Annotated in this window: 17 protein-coding genes and 1 pseudogene; 8 read left to right on the forward strand and 10 right to left on the reverse strand. The window is 46.1% G+C overall.

All coding sequences use genetic code 11. The annotated features are described in order from the left end of the window. Window positions 1–330 precede the first annotated feature (330 nt). Both QUA33_RS01335 and cysE read left to right on the forward strand, forming a co-directional pair. Complete coding sequence (locus QUA33_RS01335) at window positions 331–813, forward strand: hypothetical protein (protein ID WP_333098838.1); 483 nt, start codon at window positions 331–333, stop codon at window positions 811–813. Between the two features lie 203 nt (window positions 814–1,016). Beyond that, a complete protein-coding gene (cysE, locus tag QUA33_RS01340; protein ID WP_006634002.1) occupies window positions 1,017–1,814 on the forward strand; it encodes a serine O-acetyltransferase in 798 nt (265 codons plus the stop codon). Window positions 1,815–1,906: 92 nt separating this feature from the next. Here cysE and QUA33_RS01345 read toward each other — a convergent pair whose 3' ends face one another. After that, window positions 1,907–2,488: an Npun_F5749 family FMN-dependent PPOX-type flavoprotein gene (locus QUA33_RS01345; protein WP_333145843.1), complete on the reverse strand. Its 582-nt coding sequence runs from the start codon at window positions 2,486–2,488 to the stop codon at window positions 1,907–1,909. Window positions 2,489–2,661: 173 nt separating this feature from the next. Between QUA33_RS01345 and QUA33_RS01350 the strand changes: the two genes are divergently transcribed. Together QUA33_RS01350 and QUA33_RS01355 are read left to right on the forward strand one after the other, a co-directional pair. Then, complete coding sequence (locus QUA33_RS01350) at window positions 2,662–3,780, forward strand: tocopherol cyclase family protein (RefSeq protein ID WP_333145845.1); 1,119 nt, start codon at window positions 2,662–2,664, stop codon at window positions 3,778–3,780. A gap of 147 nt (window positions 3,781–3,927) precedes the next feature. Further along, entirely contained in the window at window positions 3,928–4,335 is a 408-nt protein-coding gene (locus QUA33_RS01355; RefSeq protein WP_445243208.1) for a plastocyanin/azurin family copper-binding protein, read from the forward strand. A 7-nt stretch (window positions 4,336–4,342) separates the two neighbouring features. Here QUA33_RS01355 and QUA33_RS01360 read toward each other — a convergent pair whose 3' ends face one another. The 6 genes and pseudogenes from QUA33_RS01360 to pflB form a co-directional block, all read right to left on the reverse strand. Continuing rightward, complete coding sequence (locus tag QUA33_RS01360) at window positions 4,343–5,248, reverse strand: MvdC/MvdD family ATP grasp protein (RefSeq protein WP_333145847.1); 906 nt, start codon at window positions 5,246–5,248, stop codon at window positions 4,343–4,345. A 212-nt stretch (window positions 5,249–5,460) separates the two neighbouring features. Continuing rightward, window positions 5,461–5,775 (reverse strand): hypothetical protein, encoded by a 315-nt coding sequence (locus QUA33_RS01365; RefSeq protein WP_333145849.1) that lies wholly within the window; start codon window positions 5,773–5,775, stop codon window positions 5,461–5,463. Window positions 5,776–5,898: 123 nt separating this feature from the next. Continuing rightward, window positions 5,899–6,192 (reverse strand): ATP-dependent Clp protease adapter ClpS, encoded by a 294-nt coding sequence (gene clpS / locus QUA33_RS01370; RefSeq protein ID WP_190743461.1) that lies wholly within the window; start codon window positions 6,190–6,192, stop codon window positions 5,899–5,901. Between the two features lie 219 nt (window positions 6,193–6,411). Further along, a pseudogene (adhE, locus tag QUA33_RS01375) lies at window positions 6,412–9,045 on the reverse strand (bifunctional acetaldehyde-CoA/alcohol dehydrogenase); the annotation flags it as partial. A 119-nt stretch (window positions 9,046–9,164) separates the two neighbouring features. After that, window positions 9,165–9,905 carry a pyruvate formate-lyase-activating protein gene (gene pflA / locus QUA33_RS01380; RefSeq protein WP_333145851.1) on the reverse strand — a complete coding sequence of 247 codons (741 nt, stop codon included), beginning with the start codon at window positions 9,903–9,905 and terminating at the stop codon, window positions 9,165–9,167. A gap of 335 nt (window positions 9,906–10,240) precedes the next feature. Further along, window positions 10,241–12,469, reverse strand: a complete 2,229-nt coding sequence (gene pflB, locus QUA33_RS01385; RefSeq protein ID WP_333145854.1) for a formate C-acetyltransferase — start codon at window positions 12,467–12,469, stop codon at window positions 10,241–10,243. Between the two features lie 409 nt (window positions 12,470–12,878). On the opposite strand from pflB, the gene QUA33_RS01390 reads away from it, so the two are divergent. Continuing rightward, window positions 12,879–15,614 carry a bifunctional acetate--CoA ligase family protein/GNAT family N-acetyltransferase gene (locus tag QUA33_RS01390; protein ID WP_333145856.1) on the forward strand — a complete coding sequence of 912 codons (2,736 nt, stop codon included), beginning with the start codon at window positions 12,879–12,881 and terminating at the stop codon, window positions 15,612–15,614. A gap of 102 nt (window positions 15,615–15,716) precedes the next feature. Here the strand turns inward: QUA33_RS01390 and QUA33_RS01395 are convergent, their stop codons facing one another. Beyond that, window positions 15,717–16,319 carry a superoxide dismutase gene (locus QUA33_RS01395; protein WP_333145858.1) on the reverse strand — a complete coding sequence of 201 codons (603 nt, stop codon included), beginning with the start codon at window positions 16,317–16,319 and terminating at the stop codon, window positions 15,717–15,719. Window positions 16,320–16,700: 381 nt separating this feature from the next. Between QUA33_RS01395 and QUA33_RS01400 the strand changes: the two genes are divergently transcribed. Further along, entirely contained in the window at window positions 16,701–17,240 is a 540-nt protein-coding gene (locus QUA33_RS01400) for a phosphate-starvation-inducible PsiE family protein (protein WP_333145860.1), read from the forward strand. A 220-nt stretch (window positions 17,241–17,460) separates the two neighbouring features. On the opposite strand, the gene QUA33_RS01405 is transcribed toward QUA33_RS01400, so the two are convergent. Further along, a complete protein-coding gene (locus QUA33_RS01405) occupies window positions 17,461–18,012 on the reverse strand; it encodes a peroxiredoxin (protein ID WP_333077893.1) in 552 nt (183 codons plus the stop codon). A 119-nt stretch (window positions 18,013–18,131) separates the two neighbouring features. On the opposite strand from QUA33_RS01405, the gene QUA33_RS01410 reads away from it, so the two are divergent. Beyond that, window positions 18,132–19,469 carry a peptidylprolyl isomerase gene (locus QUA33_RS01410; protein WP_333098820.1) on the forward strand — a complete coding sequence of 446 codons (1,338 nt, stop codon included), beginning with the start codon at window positions 18,132–18,134 and terminating at the stop codon, window positions 19,467–19,469. 102 nt (window positions 19,470–19,571) lie between these two features. On the opposite strand, the gene QUA33_RS01415 is transcribed toward QUA33_RS01410, so the two are convergent. Beyond that, window positions 19,572–20,282 (reverse strand): tetratricopeptide repeat protein, encoded by a 711-nt coding sequence (locus QUA33_RS01415; RefSeq protein ID WP_333098818.1) that lies wholly within the window; start codon window positions 20,280–20,282, stop codon window positions 19,572–19,574. A 593-nt stretch (window positions 20,283–20,875) separates the two neighbouring features. Between QUA33_RS01415 and QUA33_RS01420 the strand changes: the two genes are divergently transcribed. Further along, the gene (locus QUA33_RS01420; RefSeq protein ID WP_333145862.1) at window positions 20,876–21,592 is read left to right on the forward strand and encodes a pentapeptide repeat-containing protein; all 717 of its coding nucleotides are present in this window, start codon (window positions 20,876–20,878) and stop codon (window positions 21,590–21,592) included. The last annotated feature ends 373 nt before the right edge of the window (window positions 21,593–21,965 follow it).

Below are 21,965 nucleotides of genomic sequence, written 5' to 3' on the forward strand. Positions count from 1 at the left end.
GAGGTGTAGCCAGCCGGATAGGCTTATAGGTAACAATACCAAGGCCTGTGTCAATAGGGAACCGATCGCCAACAGCAAGGCGAGGAGTATCAAATTTATCATCTTGACACCGTACAATTTCGGATATGAGTGGCTCGCCTGTGGCAGAAATCCGAGTGGCACAAGCGAGCGCGATCGTACAGGGATTGTCCTGATAGACATAAGAAAGAGAAGCCAGGAGGTTTTGAACAAATTTAAAAAAAATTATTCTTCCTCCCAAGTTTGGATTCTAGGAGCTGCGATGGGTAGATTCTGAGTTGTGGTTTTAAGTTGTGACCGAGGAGTATTGCCATGTTGTATAATCAGCGACCCAATTTCAAAAACGGTGCGCTCTTGGCTGCGATTGCCGCGATCGCCGCCCTACCAGTTTTAGCAGAAACAGCCAATTTCGGCACTTTAACTTTATCGCGAGGTTTTGCAGCCCCAACAGCAGTTTTGAGAGGTTCCACAGGCGGATCGTACTCTCTATCTGTGATAGCCAACGCCGATCGCCACAAAAACAAATGTTTGGGTTTTGCCACCCCAACTCCCGACCACATCATAGTCTTGCAGGAAAACTTTTCAAAACTCACGCTCCAAGTCAACAGCGGAGGCAAGGACACAACCTTACTCGTACAAGGCCCCGGTAATGCGGTGCGCTGCGGAGACGATATAGGTCAGAATAAAGATGCTGGCATAGTTGATTCAGACTGGCAAGCAGGCTCTTACAAGATTTGGGTCGGTACTGTCGAACCCGGAGTCAAGTCTAACTATACAATCTCTGTACAGGAATAGAACGCAGCGACGCTGTGGCATAGCCACAATAAAATGCCGTCAAATTCTACCCCCATCTTCCCATCTCCGAGCGATCCACTGCCCCAATCTCCCACACTCTTAATCTCCCACTACCCAATCTCCCGATCGACCGCTCACTTCTCCCATCCAGTAAAATGTAAAATCGAAAGTGGCGTGTTTAACCAAAATAGGTAACTCCGAAAGTGCTAAAGACTCTTAGAGCTGACTTCAGTATAATTTTCGATCGCGACCCTGCCGCTCGCAACTGGCTGGAAGTTTTGTTTTGCTACCCCGGTCTTCAGGCCCTAGTGCTGCACCGCCTCGCACACTGGCTTTATGTGTTGGGACTTCCCTTCATCCCCCGCTTGATTTCCCACATTGCTCGCTTTTTGACCGGAATTGAAATCCACCCAGGGGCAACCATAGGCAAAAGCGTATTCATCGACCACGGTATGGGGGTTGTGATCGGCGAAACAGCCATTATCGGCGATTTTGCCCTAATTTACCAAGGTGTCACCCTTGGCGGTACTGGCAAACAAAGCGGCAAGCGTCACCCTACCGTAGGCGAAAACGTAGTTGTCGGTGCCGGCGCCAAGGTACTCGGCAATCTGCAAATTGGCAATAACGTCCGCATCGGCGCCGGTTCCGTCGTGCTCCGCGACGTACCATCTGACTGCACAGTGGTAGGGATTCCCGGCCGCATCGTCTATCGATCGGGAGTGCGCGTCAATCCGCTAGAACACGGCAGTTTGCCGGATTCGGAAGCTGTGGTAATTCGCTCTTTGCTCGATCGTATCGAATCCCTCGAACAGCAAGTAAAAAGTTTGCTTCCTCAAGCATCTGTCTCCTTAAATTCTGTTCCCAATTCGCCTTCAGCATTCCCAACTTTAAATCAAACCAGCAATGTAGCTGTAGCTGAAAAAACCCAATTAGCTGTTGCCACCACGTGTCAGTTAAAAGATAAAGCAATTCAAGAGTTTTTTGACGGCACCGGCATCTAAAATTTGAATTGGGCATTGGGCATTGGGCATTGGGCATTGGAACTGACAACAAATAACCAATAACCAATAACTACTGACTACTGACTTCTTTTTCAAGGATTAACCGATCGCACAGACCAATTTCCCTCCCCGTCGCACCAATAAAGCGACCGGTTTTGCGGTTCCCCCCGCAACTCCAAAAAATCCACCGTTTCCGGTTCCAATAACAGCAAGCAAAAATTAGGCAGCGGCTCGATCGCATTTGGGGAAGCATAATCAAAAGCACTAGCCTCGGCTTTGTCATCCCCCGGATGCGGCCAAGCAAACTGCGCTCTAGCCGCCTCTGAAAGCTCCTGCCAAGTTGTGCACCGCGATGAACACAACTCTGCCTCTGGATAATCTGGCCCTACCAAAACTAGCTTTCCAGCAATCCGAAATTGTTCGCGAGTTTTTGGGAAATACCAGCAAATTTCCCCCCAAGGATAGAGGTTAATTTCCTCGGCTTTTTGACTGCGAATATCTGTAATAAATTTCAACTGATTAGTATCAGCTAAAAAACCTCGAAACACCACAGTGCGGTTGGCCGGACGCCCTGTGGCGCGAACAGTTGCTAGTTGCAAGTAGCGGGCAAAAGCGAGACTGCGGTTGCGGTGGAGCGCGTGAGCTAAGGGCGATCGCCAAAGTGCTAAAGACATAATTAATAACCTATCATATTGGTAATGGGTAATCGGTAATTGGTAATCGGTAATTGGTAATTGGGAATTCTATCCATTAAATCCGTCGAGCCAATCTGTTGCCGAATTTCCTGCTGCTTCTCTTGCCTAAACTCACAACTTACAACTATTAAAATCTTGCTATTGGTAATTTTATGTCAAATTCACTCTCAAAACTCAAAACTATTGAAACTCCCCACAGCGGCTACCACTGGGACGGCAGTTCCCGGCGCTTTTTTGAAGGGTGGTACTACCGAATAACATTACCGATTCACGGACAATCCTTTGCATTCATGTATTCAATAGAAGACCCCAGAGGCGGTCAACCTTACAGTGGCGGTGCAGCTCAAATTCTCGGTCCGAAAGATAGCTATTTGTGTCGCACCTTTCCCGATGTAAATAAGTTTTGGGCACACCGAGAAGGTTTGGCTTTCGGACATTGGGGCAAAACAGATTTACAACTTAAACCCGGATATTTAGAACCGCAAGTATTCGACAGCAGCGTCGAAGAAGGCTATCAAGCTACTGCTACTTTAAATCAAGGTTATCTGCACGATCCGGGAAGTGGCAGCCACTGTTTTTGGCAGTACGAAATTCAACCTATTTATGGCTGGGGTAACTCTAAAGAAATCCAGAAATCAACGGCGGGAATGCTATCTTTCCTGCCTGTATTTGAGCCTGGATGGCAAATTTTAATGGCTCACGGTTTAGCCACTGGCTGGATTGATTGGAACGGCGAACGCTACGATTTTAAAGATGCTCCCGCTTACAGCGAAAAAAACTGGGGCGGTGCTTTTCCGCAAAAGTGGTTTTGGATTAATTGCAATTGTTTTCAAGGCGAAAATGATTTAGCTTTAACTGCTGGCGGCGGCAAGCGGGGCGTGCTGTGGTGGATGGAATCGGTAGCAATGATTTGTCTGCATTACCGAGGTAAGTTTTACGAATTTGTGCCTTGGAATTCGGAAGTTAGTTGGAATATTGAACCTTGGGGAACCTGGAAAATGCAGGCGAGAAACAGTCAGTTTGAAATTGAGTTAATTGGCACTACAAACAGTTCTGGTACTTATCTGCGAGCTCCTACAGAAAAAGGTATGGCTTTTTGCTGCCGGGATACGACGCACGGCCAATTGCGCTTGCAACTGCGAGAGTTGTTGGGGGGAAATGTGGAAAAAAATGGCAAGCAGCGTTCTAGAATTATCTTAGAGGCTCAAAGTTCTTTATGCGGTTTGGAAGTTGGGGGCGGGCCTTGGGATGAAGTTTGGCGATCGAATTAAGTCAGCAGTGAGTAGTCATTAGTCAGTTAATAGTTAACAGGAGTTAGAACAGCCACGATCAATATACTCGGTTGGCAATTAGGCAAATTCTACCGCTGTCAGCGGTTACAAAAAACTTTCAAGGTGATTTTGGGAGTAATTTTATGTTTGAGTACAATCTTGATGCCGGCGGCAATTGTTAGTGCGGCAGGTGATTTGTCTCGGCAGCCTGTCACCGAAATTACTGTTAGTTTAGGTAACGAAGCTGGGGAACTAAAGTTTTTTCCCAATCTATTAGAATTTGAATCTGGCAAGCGCTATAAATTAGTGCTGAAAAATCCCAGTTCCCAGAAACATTATTTTACTGCTAAAAACTTTGCTGATGCGAGTTGGACTCAAAAAGTTGAAGCGGGTAAGGTGGAAATTAAAGGAGCGATTCACGAATTGGAACTTAAACCGGGCGCTATGGCAGAATGGGTGTTTGTACCGATGAAATCGGGAACCTACAACCTGCGCTGTACGGTAGCCGGACATACAGAGGCGGGAATGATTGGCAAAATTACGATCGCCTCTTAAATCCCCGTTAATACATTAACAGATTGACTAATTTTTGTGTAATCGGAAAACCAGTCTGACGCTCAAAATGTCTGAACATCGGACTAGGATTTGCCTCTAAAAATACATACTCACCCGTTGGCTTGAGACGCCAATCAATAGCAGTCCAATCGAGCATAAATGCTTTTAATATTGCTAAACATTGTTGGTGAACAGAGTCTGGCAAATCTATCGGAATTAACTCGGACTCTAAATCTTCCCGAAAGTCCAAAGCTTGACTGCGAATTTCGGCAGAATAGACTGATTCACCAATCACATAACTGCGAATGTTTGTCCCAGGAATATACTCTTGTATTGTGATTGGAGAAATACTCAAAGCTAAGTCCAGCCGATTAGGTTCTAAATGTGCCTCTGTCACCAACTTGGTATGAGCGCCACCATAAACTGGCTTAAAAATTACTTTTTTCTGAGATTGGAAAAATTCCCTAACTTGCTCTGGATTGTTACTGATTAAAGTTGCAGGAATTGTAACTCCTATTTGCTTTGCCCGGCTTAGTTGTAGGGGTTTTTCTTTATGAAATTGGTATGCCTGCCAGGAATTAATCCAGCGAGCCGGACAAGCTTGCATTAGCGATCGCACTGTACTCATGGAATCGTTCAATGCAACTTGCTGTTGATTTGCATCTTTTAAAGCTGGAACGCCAACACCGGAAAAATTGCGCCAAAATACACTGTGAATGTCTTGAAAATTCAACTGGCGACCTCCGGGTAGCGTCAAGCACCCTACCAGGGTATCAGGTTGCCAAGACAGACGTAATTGTCTTGGAAACAGATAGGTATCTAAATAATCTACTTCTGCACCGGCTTGGGTGAGAGCATCTTTTATATGAGCAGCATGAGCATCTGAATCATTACCCAGAATTAAAATGTTCATGGAAAAATTAAAAATTAAAAATGTACTAAAATCAAGTACAAATATGAAAAGTCGCATCACTTGTTTTGAGAGTGTTGCAACTTTTTATATATTGAAAAAAACTTTAAAAAAAACACTCGAATGACGCTGAATCTTTGAAAGTCTTATTACAGAAACAAGCGGAATAGTTCAGGAATTAGGCAGAATCTCTACCATTGTCGCCACGAATGAGATTACCAATCAAGATGACCTCCACCGCCTTCAAACCAAGCTTTTGTGTAAGGTCCTCCACCCTCTTCACCTATAGCCAGAGTGGTCACCGGAGGGTCGAAAATAGGAGGCGGGGGAGGAAATCCTCCTCCTCCTTCACTTCCCGGACAGGGAGCTGAGATACACTGTATCCCACCACCACCTTCTTCACCTAGAGCTAGAGTGGTAGCCCTTAATCCACCTCCGATGCGGGTGGACTCTTCATCAGTTAGCGTCTCTTCAAAATCCAAATCAATTGCTTCGAGATCAGCAATATCTAGATCAAAAGGATGATTCATAAAAGTATCCTACTTGAGTAAAAGATTAAGCTTGTTTACCCATAATCTAAATCAAGAGGATGAAGTGATGTTGCCATTTTGGCAAATTTGAAAGTAAGTATTGTAACTGTTAATTAAAAAATGTTAAGCTGACTCTAGCGGAGCCATTGTCAGTCCGGCACGGCTCAATTGCATATGATAAAGTTCTGCTTGCTCTTGCGGGCCAACCCAGACTGTGGCCTGGCCTTCGTGGTGGATTTGGTTGGCGAGTTTCCAAGCTTGATCGCTCGTCATCCCCGGAATGTATTTCGTCAAACATTCCACAACGTGCTGGAATGTGTTGAAGTCGTCGTTAAGAACTATTACCCGATAGTTGGGATAAGGTTTGCGGGTAACTTGACTCGATCGAACGGGTGCTATGGTTGGTGAAGAGGTCATCGCGCGAACAGCCACTGAAACTACAAAATTCGTAAAATAGTTACCTCTAATATCATAACACAATTTTTCAACCCGTACTTGATATTTTGATCCGCTTCGGGGTTTATTTTCACTGCCGGACCCTGCATTAGACTTCTCCAGAAACTGTGGGGATTAGGGGTTAGGCATCCTGCCCCCCATTGACAGGCTTTTCTGGAGAAATCTATTGCACCGCGCCGATTAAACTAAAGTTAACACTCGATTGAGCTCAGAAGTGTCACCGTCAGAATACGCTTGCAGCAGAAGTTGCTTTAAATCTTCAATCAGCGGATAGCGGGGGTTCGCTCCGGTACACTGATCGTCAAAAGCTCGATCGGCCATTTCCTCAACGCGAGCAAAAAAGAAATCATCACTCATTCCCTGACTGGCGATCGCCTCCTGAATCGTGCTAGGAATATCTACCTCACGCTTCAGATCTTCCACCGCTGCGATCAACTTCTCCACTTTCTCGTCTTCGGTATCGCCACCCAAATTCAGATAGTCTGCAATTCGAGCATAACGCCACTTGCTGTTAGGATACTTGTTTTGAGAAAAAATCGCTTGTTTGAACGGAACATCGGTTGCATTGTAGCGAATTACGTGGGAAATCATCAGCGCATTCGCTAAACCGTGAGGCACATGGCAAGTTGCACCTAATTGGTGAGCCATTGAGTGACAAACCCCCAGAAAAGAGTTAGCAAATGCCATGCCGGCGATCGTAGCAGCATAATGTACTTTCTCCCGCGCTTTCGGATCGTTAGCACCATTTTTGTAAGCGCTGGGCAGATATTTAAACAGCAAACGAATCGCTTCTAAAGCCAAACCATTTGTATACTCAGAAGCCAACACAGAAACATAAGCTTCTAAAGCGTGGGTTAGCGCATCAATGCCGCCGTAAGCAGTCAGTTTCCGGGGCATATTCAGCGTAAGTTCTGGATCGACGATCGCCATACTCGGAGTCAGAGCATAATCTGCAAGCGGATACTTAATCCCCGATCGTTCATCCGTAACAACCGCAAAAGGCGTGACTTCCGAACCCGTTCCCGAAGTAGTTGGAATTGCCACCATAATTGCTTTTGAACCCAAAGGCGGCAGTTCGTATACCCGCTTGCGAATATCCATAAACCGCATCGCCAATCCTTCAAACTCAATTTCTGGATGCTCGTACATCAGCCACATTACTTTAGCAGCATCCATCGGCGAGCCACCACCAAAAGCAATAATCGCATCTGGATGGAAACTATTGCAAATTTCTAAACCTTTGCGAACAGTAGCCAGCGAAGGATCGGGTTCCACATCGTAAAATGTGTAGTGATCGATGCCGATTTCTTCCAAACTATCTGTGACTTCCTTAGTCAATCCCAATTCAAACAAAGGTTTATCCGTCACGATCAAAGCACGTTTCTTACCTGCAAGATCCCTCAAAGCTACAGGAAGACAACCCGACTTAAAATAAATCTTGGGAGGAATGCGGAACCAGAGCATATTCTCGCGCCTTTCTGCTACGGTTTTGATATTGAGCAAGTGATGGGGTGTCACGTTGACAGAAATGGAATTATCACCCCAGCTACCGCAACCGAGGGTAAGGGAGGGATCGAGGCGGAAATTGTACAAATCGCCGATCGCACCTTGAGAAGAAGGCGTATTAATCAGCACCCGCGAAGTCTCTAGTTTGCTTTCAAAATAACGAATGTGCTTCTGATTGTGGGGGGCGGTGTAGAGTACAGAAGTATGTCCGTGTCCGCCAAAAATTATCAGCGCTTCAGCTTTGTCTACTGCTTCAGTAAAGTCCTTGGCGCGGTACATGGCGAGAATCGGCGAAAGTTTTTCACAAGCAAAGGGTTCTTCTTTACCAACCGCATCCACTTCTCCAATCAAAACCCTGATGTTTGACGGCACTACAAAACCCGCAATCTGCGCCACTTTTTGCACCGATTGTCCGACTATTTCGGCATTCAATCGACCATCAATTAAGATTACCTGCCGCACTTTTTCCCGTTCTTCAGCATTCAGGAAATAAGCACCGCGCTTGATAAATTCCAGTTGCACTGCATCGTACACCTCATCCACAACAACCACCGATTGTTCCGAAGCACAAATCGTGCCGTTGTCGAAAGTTTTGCTGAGCAAAATTGAGCTGACAGCCATTTGGATGTGGGCGGTTTCATCGATGATGGCGGGAGTATTTCCGGCGCCGACACCGAGGGAGGGATGTCCTGAAGAGTAGGCAGCTTTTACCATTCCCGGCCCGCCAGTTGCCAAAATTAGTTTGATATCGGGGTGCTGCATCAAAGCTTGGGAAAGTGGCACAGTTGGCTCGTCAATCCACCCAATAATATCCGGTGGTGCTCCTGCTGCTACAGCAGCATCGAGGATGATTTTTGCCGCCGCAGCCGTGCAGGATTTGGCGCGAGGATGGGGCGAAAATATAATGCCATTTCTCGTCTTGAGTACGATTAAAGATTTAAAGATGGTGGTGGAAGTCGGGTTAGTTACAGGAACGATTCCCGCCAGCACTCCTACGGGTTCGGCAATGCGTTCGTAGCCAAAATGCCGATCGGACTCGATGATACCGCAAGTCTTGTCGTTTTTGTATTTGTTGTAAATCATTTCTGAGGCAAAATGATTTTTGATTGCTTTATCTTCGATGACTCCCATTCCCGATTCTTTGACTGCTGCTTTGGCTAAGGGTATGCGGGCGGCATTGGCGGCTAAAGCTGCTTGCTTGAATATGCGATCGACCTGTTCTTGAGTGTAGGTTGCAAATTCAGCTTGGGCTGCTTTCACTTTTTGAATTAGGACTTCTAATTCTTCTAAATTGGTAACTTTCATGTTGTTTTCCTGATGTTTATTTCGGGAAGATTATTGCCTCAATCTTTGATTGGTAGGAACCCGCAGATCGACGCAGATAATTTCAAGATTTTTGGTGAATTGTGAACGCGGTCTTTTAATTATTATATACCGCTAGCTCCGATCGCATTGACGCCGCGACTGCGAAAAATATCAACAGTTTGTTGCACGAGTTCCGGTGAAGCTGGAGGTGTATCTTTGAGTTCGTAATCCAGTTTTAATTGTTCCCATTTGTATTCTCCCATTTTATGAAATGGTAAGACTTCTACTTTTTCGACATTGGTTAGAGTGGCAATAAAATCCGCTAGTTTTTCTATGTTTTCGATGTCATCTGTGAGGTGAGGAACTAGAACGAAGCGAATCCACGTCGGTTTGCCAATTTCGCTGAGATATTTGGCCATTGCTAAAGTAGGCTCGATGGAAACGTTGGTGACTTTGTAATACAGTTCGGGAATGTAGGATTTGATGTCCAATAAAACGAGATCGGTCATTTCCAGAACCGGTTTAGCAGCTTCTAAAACACAGAACCCTGATGTGTCTAGAGCTGTATGCAAACCTATTTGATGACAGCGGGTAAAGATTTCTCTGACAAAATCCGGCTGCATCAAGGGTTCGCCGCCGCTGACTGTAACGCCTCCTTTCCGCAGGTAGGATTTACATTTTGTAATTTGCTCGATTAAATAATCGACGGTTACTTCTTTTCCCTCGTGGGAATTGCGGCAGTCGGGATTGTGACAGTAAAGACAGCGCAACGGACAGCCTTGGGTGAAGACGATAAACCGGATTCCGGGGCCGTCTACGGTGCCAAAGGTTTCGATTGAATGAATGCGACCAATTCCAGACATTTAATTTGCTGTTTGTTGGTGGGGATTTTGAGAGTAGGGATGAGCGGGAGGGCGGGGTTAACAATAGCCTGAAAACTTTCAGATCGCGGATGGAGAGTGCAACCGGACTCGATCTAATTCATCTGCGTTAATCTGTGTTTATCTGCCTGTATCTGCGCTAAAAAGAGATAATTTGTTAACCGCAGATAACAATGGATTCACGCAGATTCACGCAGATTAAGAGAAGAGAGATAGGAATAATTCTGATGCTAACAGATTTGATATCGCTCCCCCTCTGTTCGGATGAAAGTTTGACTCTTGAGCGGTTTCAACTGCCGAGTTTTTTCTGCTGGGATTTAGACACGTTCGTGGAATGTGCGTTTAATCACATCTAATTGCTGTTCGCGGGTAAGTTTGATGAAATTAACCGCATAACCGGAGACGCGAATTGTTAGTTGGGGATAGTTTTCTGGATGTTCCATCGCATCTAGTAATGTTTGCCGATCGAGCGCGTTAACATTGATGTGATGGCCGCCATCGTGGAAGTAACCGTCTAGGAGACCAACTAGGTTGTTAGTCCGATCGCTCTCCATTCTGCCCAAAGCCTGCGGTAGAATCGAAAAAGTATTCGATATGCCATCTTGACAATCACTGTAAGGCAGTTTTGCTACAGAAGATAAGGATGCGATCGCCCCACAGGAATCTCGGCCGTGCATCGGGTTAGCACCGGGAGCAAAGGGTTCGCCGGCTTTACGTCCGTCGGGAGTGCTACCAGTTTTTTTGCCGTAAACTACGTTAGAGGTAATTGTGAGTACCGATTGAGTCGCTACAGCGCCGCGGTAGGTTTTGTGCTGGCGAATTTCGTTCATGAAGCTTTGCACAAGTTCGATGGCTATACTGTCTGCGCGATCGTCATTATTGCCGTATTGTGGATATTCTCCTTCGATCGAGTAATCTACGGCCAAACCTTCCTCGTTGCGAATCACCTTAACTTTCGCGTGTTTAATCGCCGAGAGCGAGTCCGCCACCACCGACAGTCCGGCAATTCCGCAGGCCATTGTCCGGTAAACATCGCGATCGTGCAGTGCCATTTCCAGCCGTTCGTAGCAGTATTTGTCGTGCATATAGTGAATGACATTCAACGTATTGATATACGTTTTTGCCAACCACGCCATCATTTCTTGGAACCGGGCTCTTACCTCGTCATAATCGAGATATTCGGTAGTAATTGCTGGGAACTGCGGCGCGATTTGGTCGCCGGACTTCTCATCTTTACCGCCGTTAATCGCATATAGCAAAGTCTTGGCCAAGTTAACTCGCGCGCCGAAAAACTGCATTTGCTTGCCAATTCGCATCGCGGAGACACAACAGGCGATCGCGTAATCATCGCCGTATTGAGGACGCATCAAGTCGTCGTTTTCGTACTGAATTGAACTCGTGTCGCTGGAGACCTTCGCACAGAATTCTTTAAAGTTTTCGGGCAAGTTTTCCGACCACAACACGGTGAGATTTGGTTCGGGTGCAGTACCGAGGTTTGAGAGGGTGTGCAAGAATCGGAAACTGTTACGAGTTACCAATGTTCTACCGTCACTGCTGGTACCGCCGATCGCCTCTGTTACCCAAGTTGGATCGCCAGAAAACAGAGCGTTATAGTCGGGAGTTCGCAAAAACCGCACCATGCGGAGTTTCATCACAAAATGGTCGATCAGTTCTTGCAATTCTTGTTCTGAACTCGCGCCGCTTTGCAAATCGCGATCGAAATAAATGTCTAAAAACGTCGATACGCGCCCCAGAGACATCGCTGCCCCGTTTTGTTCTTTCACTGCTCCCAAGTAGCCAAAATACACCCACTGGACAGCTTCTCGTGCATTTGCCGCCGGACGGCCAATATCAAAGCCGTAGCTAGCAGCCATTTCTTTTAACTCAAACAATGCCCGAATTTGCTCGGACAACTCTTCGCGCAAACGAATTGTTGCCTCGTCCATCGCCTCTAGTTCGAGTGATTCTTGCTGTGTTTTTTTATCATCAATCAGGCGATCGACACCGTACAAAGCCACGCGCCGGTAGTCACCGATAATGCGCCCGCGTCCGTAGGCATCTGGCAAACCTGTGATGATACCAGAACGTCTCGCCAGACGCATCGAGCGCGTGTAAGCATCGAATACACCATCGTTATGAGTTTTGCGATATTTCGTAAATATTTCTTCTGTTTGCCGATCGAGCTGATAGCCGTAAGCTTCTAAACCTGCCTTGACAACGCGAATTCCGCCAAAGGGCATAATCGCGCGTTTCAAAGGTCGATCGGTTTGCAAACCTACTATTTGTTCTAAGTCGCGATCGATGTATCCTGCTGCATGAGCCGTGATGGATGTGGGAACTTTTGTATCAACATCCAATACACCTTTTTCGCGCTCTTGCTTCATTAATTCCAGAACTTTTTTCCAAAGCTGCTGGGTTTTTTCTGTTGGTGCTGTGAGAAATTCTGCATTCCCTTCGTAGGGGGTGTAATTCTTTTGGATGAAGTCTCTAACGTTGACTTCCTTTGTCCAGTTGCCTTCTGTAAAGCCGTGCCATTCTACTAACATAGCTTGCTTTCACCTCTATTTTTTGTTAGCGATCGATTTTTTCTTCTGGGACCGCTATATCTACTATATATTTAATCTCAATATTTTAAACAGCCTGTTCGCTCTTTGTTACAAAACTTTACTTGCTAATTCTGTGGGAAGAATTAAGATAGATAGTAGGCAGAACAACCTCTAGGATTTGTGAGCAAGCTCTGACAAAATGGGATTCCGAACTAACACTTTGACAACGGAAATGTTGTTTAAGGGCGGGTCGGTTCCAAACGCGCAATGAGATTTTGGGTCGCGAACCGCGAACACCAGAAGAAGATGAATAAAAAGCAGAAAAATAGCAGAAAAATAGTTCAGATTGGATTAGAGAATTGTTATCGAAAGCAGAGCAATATTAATTGCTGAATTGAAATAGGGTATTATGCAGATAAATTCAAAAAATCAAAGCACTGCGAGCGATCCGGCTCACGATATTTGGAAAGAACAGCGTCATCCGCTTGATGGGATTTTTAAACCTCGCTCCGTGGCTGTAATCGGCGCAACAGAGAGAGAAGGAAGCGTCGGACGTACTCTCCTGTGGAACTTGATTCGGAATCCGTTTGGCGGAACAGTTTTTCCAGTGAATCCGCAGCGCCGCAGCGTCTTGGGGCTCAAGTCTTATCCTGACATTGCTAGCGTCCCGGAAGTAGTGGATCTGGCGGTGATTGCTACGCCTGCTGCTGGGGTGCCGCAAGTGATCCGCGAATGTATCGCTGCTGGGGTGAAAGGGGCAATTATTGTTTCTGCTGGTTTTAAAGAGATTGGTCCGGCTGGGGAGGCTTTAGAACAGCAAGTTCTCGCCCAAGCGCGTCTGGGCGGAATGCGGATTATCGGCCCAAATTGCCTCGGCGTGATGAATCCTGTGCTCGGGCTGAATGCTACTTTTGCAGGTACGATCGCCCGTCCGGGTAATGTCGCCTTCATCAGTCAAAGCGGCGCCCTCTGTACTTCGATTCTCGACTGGAGTTTGGGGGAAAATGTCGGTTTTAGCGCTTTTGTGTCGATCGGCTCTATGCTCGATGTCGGTTGGGGCGATCTGATCGAGTATTTCGGGGACGATCCCCACACTCACAGTATCGTTTTGTACATGGAATCTATGGGTGATGCTCGTTCCTTCCTGTCCGCCGCCCGCCCAGTGGCGATCGACAAACCGATCATCATTCTCAAGGTAGGACGTACCGCAGCAGCAGCAGCCGCCGCCGCTTCCCATACGGGAGCTTTGACCGGCAGCGATGACGTGCTTAACGCTGCTTTCCGCCGCTGTGGCGCGCTGCGGGTACATACGATTTCCGATTTGTTCGACATGGCAGAAATTCTGGCCAAGCAACCGCGACCGCAGGGCAACCGACTGTCGATCGTCACTAATGCGGGAGGCCCGGGGGCGATCGCCACTGATGCCTTAATTAGCGACGGCGGTGCCCTGGCAGATTTGGCACCGGAGACGCTGCAGCAGCTTGATGAGTTTTTGCCACCTCAGTGGAGTCATCACAACCCGATCGATATTTTGGGCGATGCTAGTAGCGATCGTTACGCCAAAACTCTAGAAGTGGTCGCTCCCGATCCCAATAGTGACGGATTGCTGGTCATCCTGACGCCACAAGCGATGACAAATCCGACGCAAACCGCAGAAAAACTCAAGTCTTACAGCCAACTCGGAAAGCCCTTATTAGCAAGCTGGATGGGTGGCGTGGAAGTGTCAGCGGGAACGCAAATTCTCAATCAGGCAAATATTCCGACTTTCCCTTATCCCGATACCGCCGTCAGGTTATTCAACTATATGTGGCGGTACACGTACAACCTGCGCGCTATCTACGAAACGCCATCTCTCCCGGCTGATTGCGAAATCGAGACTTCCGGGTGTGCGACTGCTGCGAAGATTTTGACTGCAGCCCGCCAAAACAATCGCACTTTATTAACCGAGTACGAATCAAAACAGTTGCTGGCAGCTTACGGCATTCCCACCGTAGCGACAGAAATTGCAGCGAGTGCGGCCGAAGCTGTGGCAATTGCAGATCGTCTCGGTTATCCAGCGGTGCTAAAACTCCATTCTGAGACGATTACTCACAAAACCGATGTGGGGGGCGTAAAACTAAATTTAGGCGATGCTAAGGCTGTAATTAGTGCCTTTGACGCGATCGCCCAGCGGGTACGGGCGATCGATCCTGCAGCGTTTCTCGGCGTAACCGTGCAGCCGATGGTGCACTTGGAAGGCTATGAACTAATTTTGGGTAGCAGTATCGACCCACAATTTGGGCCGGTGATGCTGTTTGGTTCCGGCGGACAATTAGTGGAAGTCTTTCAGGATCGATCGTTAGCACTTCCGCCTTTAAATACCACCCTAGCGCGGCGGATGATGGAGCAAACGCGCATCTATAAAGCTTTGCAAGGAGTGCGCGGTCGCTCGGCAATTGACTTGGTACAACTCGAACAGTTATTAGTTCGTTTCAGTCAACTGATTGTCGAGCAACCTCAAATTTCCGAGATCGATATTAACCCGCTGCTGGTTTCTCCTGAAGGTGCGATCGCTCTTGATGCCCGCGTTGTTCTCCAAACAACAGAAAACACCATTTCACCCGCGATTCGCCCCTATCCTACGCAATACGTTCAAACATGGTCAACTAATGGCGATCGTCCCATCACCATCCGTCCGATTCGCCCAGAAGATGAGCCGCTGATGGTGCTGTTCCACGAAGAACTTTCGGAAGAGAGCGTGTATTTGCGCTACGCTCACATGGTAAAGTTAAAGCACCGCATCGCTCACGAACGTTTGACCCGGATTTGTTTTATCGATTACGATCGCGAAATGCTGTTAGTAGCCGATCGTCAAGACCCGGAAACCTCAGAACACCGGATTTTGGCAGTAGCGCGCCTGAGCAAACTCCACGGCACAAACGAAGCCGAATTTGCCCTGATCGTTAGCGATAGCTATCAGCAGCGCGGTTTGGGAACAGAATTATTGAGGCGACTGCTCCAAATTGGTCAGGAAGAGAAATTAGAGGCGATCGTTGGCTACATTCTCAATAGCAACTACAAGATGCAGAGCCTCTGTAAAAAACTAGGATTTGAACTTCAACCAGACCGAAGCGAAGGAATGTTGAAAGCTGTTTTTGTGTGCTAATCGCAAGTTGAGTTAAATAATTCTCATTCATCACAACTTTAGTCCTCACTACAAACTTTATCGGTTGGTAGTGAGGACTAAAGTCCTCAAACTCAGATGCTACTAAGCCGCAGCCAAATTTGCTGCTGCGAAATCCCAGTTAGCCAAATTATCCAAGAAATTAGTAATGTAGTCAGGACGGCGGTTTTGGAAATCCAAATAATAAGCGTGTTCCCACACATCCAAAGTCAGCAACGGAGTTTGGCCGTGTGCAACCGGGGTGTCGGCGTTAGCAGTTTTGGTGACTTTCAAAGTGCCGTTGTCCAAAACCAGCCAAGCCCAGCCGCTACCGAACTGAGTTGTCGCAGCAGTCTTGAATTCTTCTTTGAATTTGTCGAAACTGCCGAAGTCAGCGTTAATTTTGTCAGCTAAAGCTCCTGTCGGAGTGCCGCCGCCGCCCGGTTTGAGGGAATTCCAAAAGAAATTGTGGTTCCAAACTTGACCTGCATTGTTAAAAATGCCTGCTTTGGATGGGTCTTTAGCAGATTCCTTGACAATTTCTTCAAGGGATTTGCTCGCCATTTCAGTTCCTTCAATCAGTTTATTCAGATTGGTGACGTAAGCAGCGTGGTGCTTGTCGTGGTGGAACGAAAACGTCTCAGCCGACATATGAGCTGGTTCTAGGGCGTCAGCGGCGAAGGGTAATGGTGCGAGTTCAAATGCCATGGTGTTCAATCCTCTCTGGATTACTTTTGGTTTTTCGGTTGACTTGGTGGCTTTTGTATGACTAAAGCCGAGAGTCACTAGCTTGAGTTTATCAAGCTGTGGTAAATAATTCTTTACAATTTTCCTATTTTATAGCAGTTGCAGCAGTTTAGGATTTTGAGTTCTGCTTTTCACCAGTCAAATCTACTAATAGCAGGTTTTAAATAGCACAAAGTTTGGCAAAATGTCAACCCGCCAGCGCAGTAAATAAAAGTTTGTGGGAAATTGTCAACAGAGGGAATTTTTATAAGGGTGATAAATAAATTAAACCTATTTTTTGTCAAAGATAAGTTCAGATTAACTTAAGCTGTAACTAAGTCAAACAGATTGCAGGAGTAGTCTATGCAAAACCGTTCAAATAACCCGATTAATCACCCCCCGGAATGGTTGAATCTAAAACTAATAGTCACCGCTCTGGAAACTGTTCAAGATTTAATTGTAATTTCTTTGTGTATTGGTTTGTTCTGTTTCATGGTAATCGAGCTGCGAGAAATGTTTTTCTCGCTGCTGCCTCCTTTGAATTTTCAGCAAGTGACGGCAGACATTCTATTTTTATTGGTTTTGGTGGAATTATTTCGGCTGCTAATTATTTACTTGCAAGAGCAGCGCGTTTCGATAGGGGTGGCTGTGGAAGTGTGTATAGTATCTGTTTTGCGAGAAGTCATCGTGCGGGGAGTGCTGGAAACTCCCTGGGTTCAAATATTATCAACAGGTGCATTTTTGCTGGTTTTGGGAGTGTTGTTGGTAGTCCGAGTTTGGTTGCCGCCAACCTTCGAGGGAATTGACCCAGAACGCCGCCTTGCTAGCAGAAATAGAAAACTTTACGAGCCTGAATCTTCTGCCGAGCCTGTTGCAGTCAATAGCAAGTTTAATTCTCACTGAGTATGGCGGCACAAGCGATTTTAGATTTTAGATTTACTCTGATATTGCTTGTCACGTTACCAGCCATCATTTCCAGTAAAATCAACGGGATAACGTTTGTACTGAAGACTAAAGTCCTCTGAAAATACAGAGGACTTTAGTCTTCAGTACAAATACAAGCTTCATCAACAATGCCCAATTATTAAAATCTAAAATCTAAAATCTAAAATCTAAAATTGTATTACCCATTAGCCTGCAATTCTCCCAAACGAGCCAACACTTCTTTTGAGTGAATCGCCGGATTAATCTTCACAAAAGTTTCCCGCAAAATGCCTTCAGGGTCAATAATAAAACTGTGGCGCGCCGAGATAAAACTCATCCAAGAACCGTAAGCTTTACTCACTTTACCGTCGGTATCAGCTAACAGCGGAAATTTCAAACCTTCGGAATCGCAAAATTCCGCATGAGAATCGACATCATCCGCGCTAATGCCGATAATTTGAGTATTCTTTGCCAAGTATTTCGGCAAGTCTTGCTGAAATCGACGTGCTTCGATCGTACAACCCGATGTAAAGTCTTTCGGATAGAAATAGACTACCAGCCACTTACCGCGATAATCAGAGAGGGAGACTTGTCCGTCGCCGCTGTTTGTTGGCAAAGAAAACTCCGGCGCTGGTTGATTTACCGTCGGAAGCTTGCCGCCGAGGGCAAATGCAGGTGTGGCAAAATTGAAACTTAGAAAAACTAGACAAATTGCCAATAAAGTGGTAAAAAACTTGCGGCGAGACATCATAAATTTAGAAGTAGAACTGTACTTAAGACAAGTTTACAGTTTTCTGATTAAATGGGTAGGGGCAATTCGTGGATTGCTTCTAAAACCCCAATATCACTTACTCAAATAGCAATTTACCCATGAGCGCTGCACTCCCGTTAACAGGCAAAGCTATAGTAGTCCAGGTAATTAACGGTCAACCCGTTGCGATCGAAGTAGACGGCACTAATGCCCCGATTACTGGAGGAAATTTTGTTGACTTAGTTGAACGCGGCATTTACGACGGGGTGATGTTTCACCGAGTTGTGCGTCAGCCAGATCCTTTTGTGGTGCAAGGAGGCGACCCGCGCAGCAGAGATACGACAATTCCAGCAAGTCAATTGGGAACGGGTAGTTTTATTGACCCGGATACCAATCAGGCGCGTTTTATTCCTTTGGAAATTAAGCCGCAAGGGGCCGCGCAACCTGTTTACAACCAAGTTGTAACCCAGACGCCGCAGTTGCGGCACAATCGCGGGGCCGTGGCAATGGCTCGTTCTAATGCTTTGGATTCGGCTTCTTCGCAGTTTTATTTTGCTTTGGATGATTTGCCATTTTTGGATGGTAATTATGCTGTTTTTGGCAACGTTATTCAAGGTTTTGAAACGGTGAATGCGGTGCAGCAGGGCGATCGCATTTCGACAGCAAAAGTCGTTGGAGGAATCGTCCCCAGTCGGGTTTCTAGCATCATTAGCGATGTTAATGTGCTCAACGATTTAATTAATAGTACCAATTTTGTAAATCTGCCTTTGGGGGCCCTCAGATTGGCCAACACCCCAAACAACTATCAAGTCACTTCCCAAGACTCTCAGCAAAATCCTAACGGTGTAGTGGGAGGTAGCGCAAACGATCGCATCCTCGGTTCACCCACTGATGATGCAATTAATGGCAGCCAAGGCAACGATACCCTCACGGGCGAAGCAGGCGACGACTTTTTGCGAGGCGGCAAAGGTAACGACTCGATTAGCGGCGGTGTTGGCAACGATATTATCAACGGAAATCTCGGCGACGATAATCTCAATGGCGATGCTGGTAATGACTTTTTGCGAGGCGGCAGAGGAAACGATGTTTTAATCGGGGGCGATGGTAACGATATTTTACTTGGCGATGTTGGCAGTGATACTCTGACCGGCGGTGGCGGTACTGATACGTTTGTTCTGGTTACGGGTGAAAATCTGGAGTTGGATGGGTCGAGCGATATAATTCTTGATTTTAGGCCGGGAGATGGCGATCGTATTGGCTTAACCAGCGGTTTATCCAACACCTCCTTCACCCAATCAGGCAGCAACACACTCATTCAATTTGGAGGAGCTACTTTGGCTGTCGTTCAAAATGCCACCCCCGCAGCAGTTCAAAATGCTGCTTTTACAATTAACTTTTCTACTGCTGTCGTTGCCGATAGCTTGCCTTCCAGAGACGCCGCCTTGAGTATTGGCTAACTCTAACAAGACTGAGGCAATAATTATAGGTGTAGGGTGCTTTTCGGTACACATTACCTGATTATCAATTGGCAATTGCCAATTGATAATTACGAAATTAAACTAACACCATAGCTTTGTAATTTGAGAAACTGCCTCTTGATAAGAATCCATTCTCCCCTGCTGCTTAAAAAGCTCAGCCGCCTTTTGGAAATCCTCAAATGCTCCCTGAACCTCTCTCAGTTTATATCTAGTTACTCCTCGGTTGAAGTAAGCTTTAGCAAAATCGCTATCGAGGCGAATTGCTGATTCAAAATCAGCTAGTGCTGCCAGGGAATTCTCCATTTGCAGGTGGATAGCACCTCGGTTAAAATAAGATTGAGCTACATTAGGGTTGAGCAGTAGTGCTGAGGTGTAATCTGCGATCGCCGCAGTATAATCTTTTAAACGAGTCAGCATAAACCCGCGATTGCTGTAATACTTGGCTTGGTAAGGATTGAGTTCGATGGCTGTAGTTAAATCTTCGATCGCCGATTGCTTGTAGCCTAATTTGTAGCGTGCCACACCGCGATCGTGGTAAGCTGACGCGAATTGCGGATTAATGTTAATTGTGGCAGTAAAATTTTTAATAGCGCCGTGCAAGTCTTGTTGTTCTAGATTTTTTAAACCTTGAGTGTAAAACTTTTTGGTACTAATTTTTAAATTTGCCTGTTGTCGGGATTCAGCTTGCTCCCCCGAAAATACGCCAGCAATATTAGTGAATCCCAAAGATTCGATCGAATTGAAAATAGTTGTGACAACTAATTGGGTTGGGAAAAGGGGGATAGTAGGCATGGGAGAAGTGCTGTTCAACTGTATGCTCTTATTTTCCTCCATAGCTGAGCTATTAACAGTGATATCCGCAGTCTCAGGTACGTGATAAGTTTGATGAGAGTGCGTGATGCTGGGGCTTGAGTTGTGTGATGAAAGTTGGGCTTAGTTAGTGATGCCGATCGCAATTAACAAAAATGCCGTCTAGAATCCTTTAAATATAAGGCTTGTAGGCTAGAGGAGCGGTTTCTTTATTCCCATATTGAGGAGTTTATACCAGGATTGTTTGCAGATATGCCCCTGGGGGAGCGATCGCAACTGCCTGCGGCAAGTATTACTTTGTAGCGATATTCCACTGGCAAATCCCGGTCAAACTTGCGGTCATTTTATACCAGGTTTTTAGGAAAAATATTAGTTTGGCAGCGAGGTATCTGTGAATCAACCGGGTTTCTAGCTCAAAGCGCGTCTAAGAGTAGCTAAGTTAAGTTTGTGCCTGCGCCAACCCTGATTAACCTTTCACTACACTAATATTTTTGAGTAATCTTGCTGAGGGAAGTTGCAGATTATTTGCTATGCTTTGATTAGACATCAATAATTTATGACGCAAATTAGTGCCAATGAAAAAAGTTATGAGGTTGAAAACTTTCTTCGCTGCATTGTTGGCGATCTTCCTGTTCACTCTCTACTTAACTCCTCCTGTGATGGCCGCCAATTCGGAGGATTTGAGTCACCTATTAAAAGATAATTGGTGCGTCAGCTTTCTGTGGAAGCAATGCGATTTGAGCACTGTAGATTTGCGGGGCGCTAATCTCCAAGAAGCCAATTTGTCCGGCGCTAATTTGTCCGGCGCTAATTTGTCCGGTGCTAACTTAAAGAATGCGGATCTTTCTGACGCAGACCTCACCGGCGCTAATTTAGCAAATGCTGATATTTTAGGCACGGATCTCAGTCGAGCCAATTTGACCGAAGCTAATTTCAACGGCACGAAGTTGTGGGATGCTAATCTGACTTTGGCAAATCTGAGCCGCGCCAATTTACAAGATGCTAATGTCTTAGATTCTCGGCTTTGGGGAAGCAATCTTACCCAAGCTAATTTAATGGATGCGACGCTGCACGGTGCTGACTTGCAATATGCTAATTTGGCCGACACTAATTTAACAGGTGCTGACTTGCACAGCTTCTTTTTCCGAGGTTCCAAACAAATCACAAATTTGAGCAATGCTAATTTAGAAGGCGCTATTTTAACGGGCGCAAATCTCAGAGGTGCGGTGCTAGCAGGGGCAATAATGCCGGACGGGTCTATTAATGAAGAAAGTGGCTTTAATTTACAGTAGAGTAAAATTAAAGTCTGCTTGAATAATTTCAACAACAGGCTTTAGGGCTGATTTCGCAGTCAATGAATTATCTGGTGCAATAGGCTGCGCCCGTTGCCAACAGCTTGTTGAAGATGCTGTCAAGATATCAATTTAAATCAGGGTGCGATCGACCTTTTAACTCCCAAGCTGCGCCCGTTGCCCATAGCTTGTTGAGGATGCTGTCAAGATATCAATTCAAACCAGGGTGCGATCGACCTTTTAACTCCGAACCAGTAAATAAAATCTTAAATCTCAAACCGAACCTGCGCGCATCTGTTACAATTTTCAACAAAGCCCGAACAGCCCCTAAGCTGAAGGCACCTGCCTAGGGATACAAGCCCCCGCCAGGAGT

It is taken from the genome of Microcoleus sp. Pol14D4, from assembly GCF_036701245.1.
Lineage (GTDB): Bacteria > Cyanobacteriota > Cyanobacteriia > Cyanobacteriales > Microcoleaceae > Microcoleus.

What these genes read in the sequence shown, in the direction of transcription:
- QUA33_RS01345 (WP_333145843.1), bottom strand. Translation starts at nt 2,488, where the DNA reads ATGTCTTTAGCACTTTGGCGATCGCCCTTAGCTCACGCGCTCCACCGC.
- QUA33_RS01360 (WP_333145847.1), bottom strand. Translation starts at nt 5,248, where the DNA reads ATGAACATTTTAATTCTGGGTAATGATTCAGATGCTCATGCTGCTCAT.
- clpS (WP_190743461.1), bottom strand. Translation starts at nt 6,192, where the DNA reads ATGACCTCTTCACCAACCATAGCACCCGTTCGATCGAGTCAAGTTACC.
- QUA33_RS01395 (WP_333145858.1), bottom strand. Translation starts at nt 16,319, where the DNA reads ATGGCATTTGAACTCGCACCATTACCCTTCGCCGCTGACGCCCTAGAA.
- QUA33_RS01420 (WP_333145862.1), top strand. Translation starts at nt 20,876, where the DNA reads ATGAAAAAAGTTATGAGGTTGAAAACTTTCTTCGCTGCATTGTTGGCG.
- QUA33_RS01335 (WP_333098838.1), top strand. Translation starts at nt 331, where the DNA reads ATGTTGTATAATCAGCGACCCAATTTCAAAAACGGTGCGCTCTTGGCT.
- QUA33_RS01350 (WP_333145845.1), top strand. Translation starts at nt 2,662, where the DNA reads ATGTCAAATTCACTCTCAAAACTCAAAACTATTGAAACTCCCCACAGC.
- pflB (WP_333145854.1), bottom strand. Translation starts at nt 12,469, where the DNA reads ATGTTAGTAGAATGGCACGGCTTTACAGAAGGCAACTGGACAAAGGAA.
- QUA33_RS01390 (WP_333145856.1), top strand. Translation starts at nt 12,879, where the DNA reads ATGCAGATAAATTCAAAAAATCAAAGCACTGCGAGCGATCCGGCTCAC.
- QUA33_RS01405 (WP_333077893.1), bottom strand. Translation starts at nt 18,012, where the DNA reads ATGATGTCTCGCCGCAAGTTTTTTACCACTTTATTGGCAATTTGTCTA.
- QUA33_RS01365 (WP_333145849.1), bottom strand. Translation starts at nt 5,775, where the DNA reads ATGAATCATCCTTTTGATCTAGATATTGCTGATCTCGAAGCAATTGAT.
- QUA33_RS01400 (WP_333145860.1), top strand. Translation starts at nt 16,701, where the DNA reads ATGCAAAACCGTTCAAATAACCCGATTAATCACCCCCCGGAATGGTTG.
- QUA33_RS01410 (WP_333098820.1), top strand. Translation starts at nt 18,132, where the DNA reads ATGAGCGCTGCACTCCCGTTAACAGGCAAAGCTATAGTAGTCCAGGTA.
- pflA (WP_333145851.1), bottom strand. Translation starts at nt 9,905, where the DNA reads ATGTCTGGAATTGGTCGCATTCATTCAATCGAAACCTTTGGCACCGTA.
- QUA33_RS01415 (WP_333098818.1), bottom strand. Translation starts at nt 20,282, where the DNA reads ATGCCTACTATCCCCCTTTTCCCAACCCAATTAGTTGTCACAACTATT.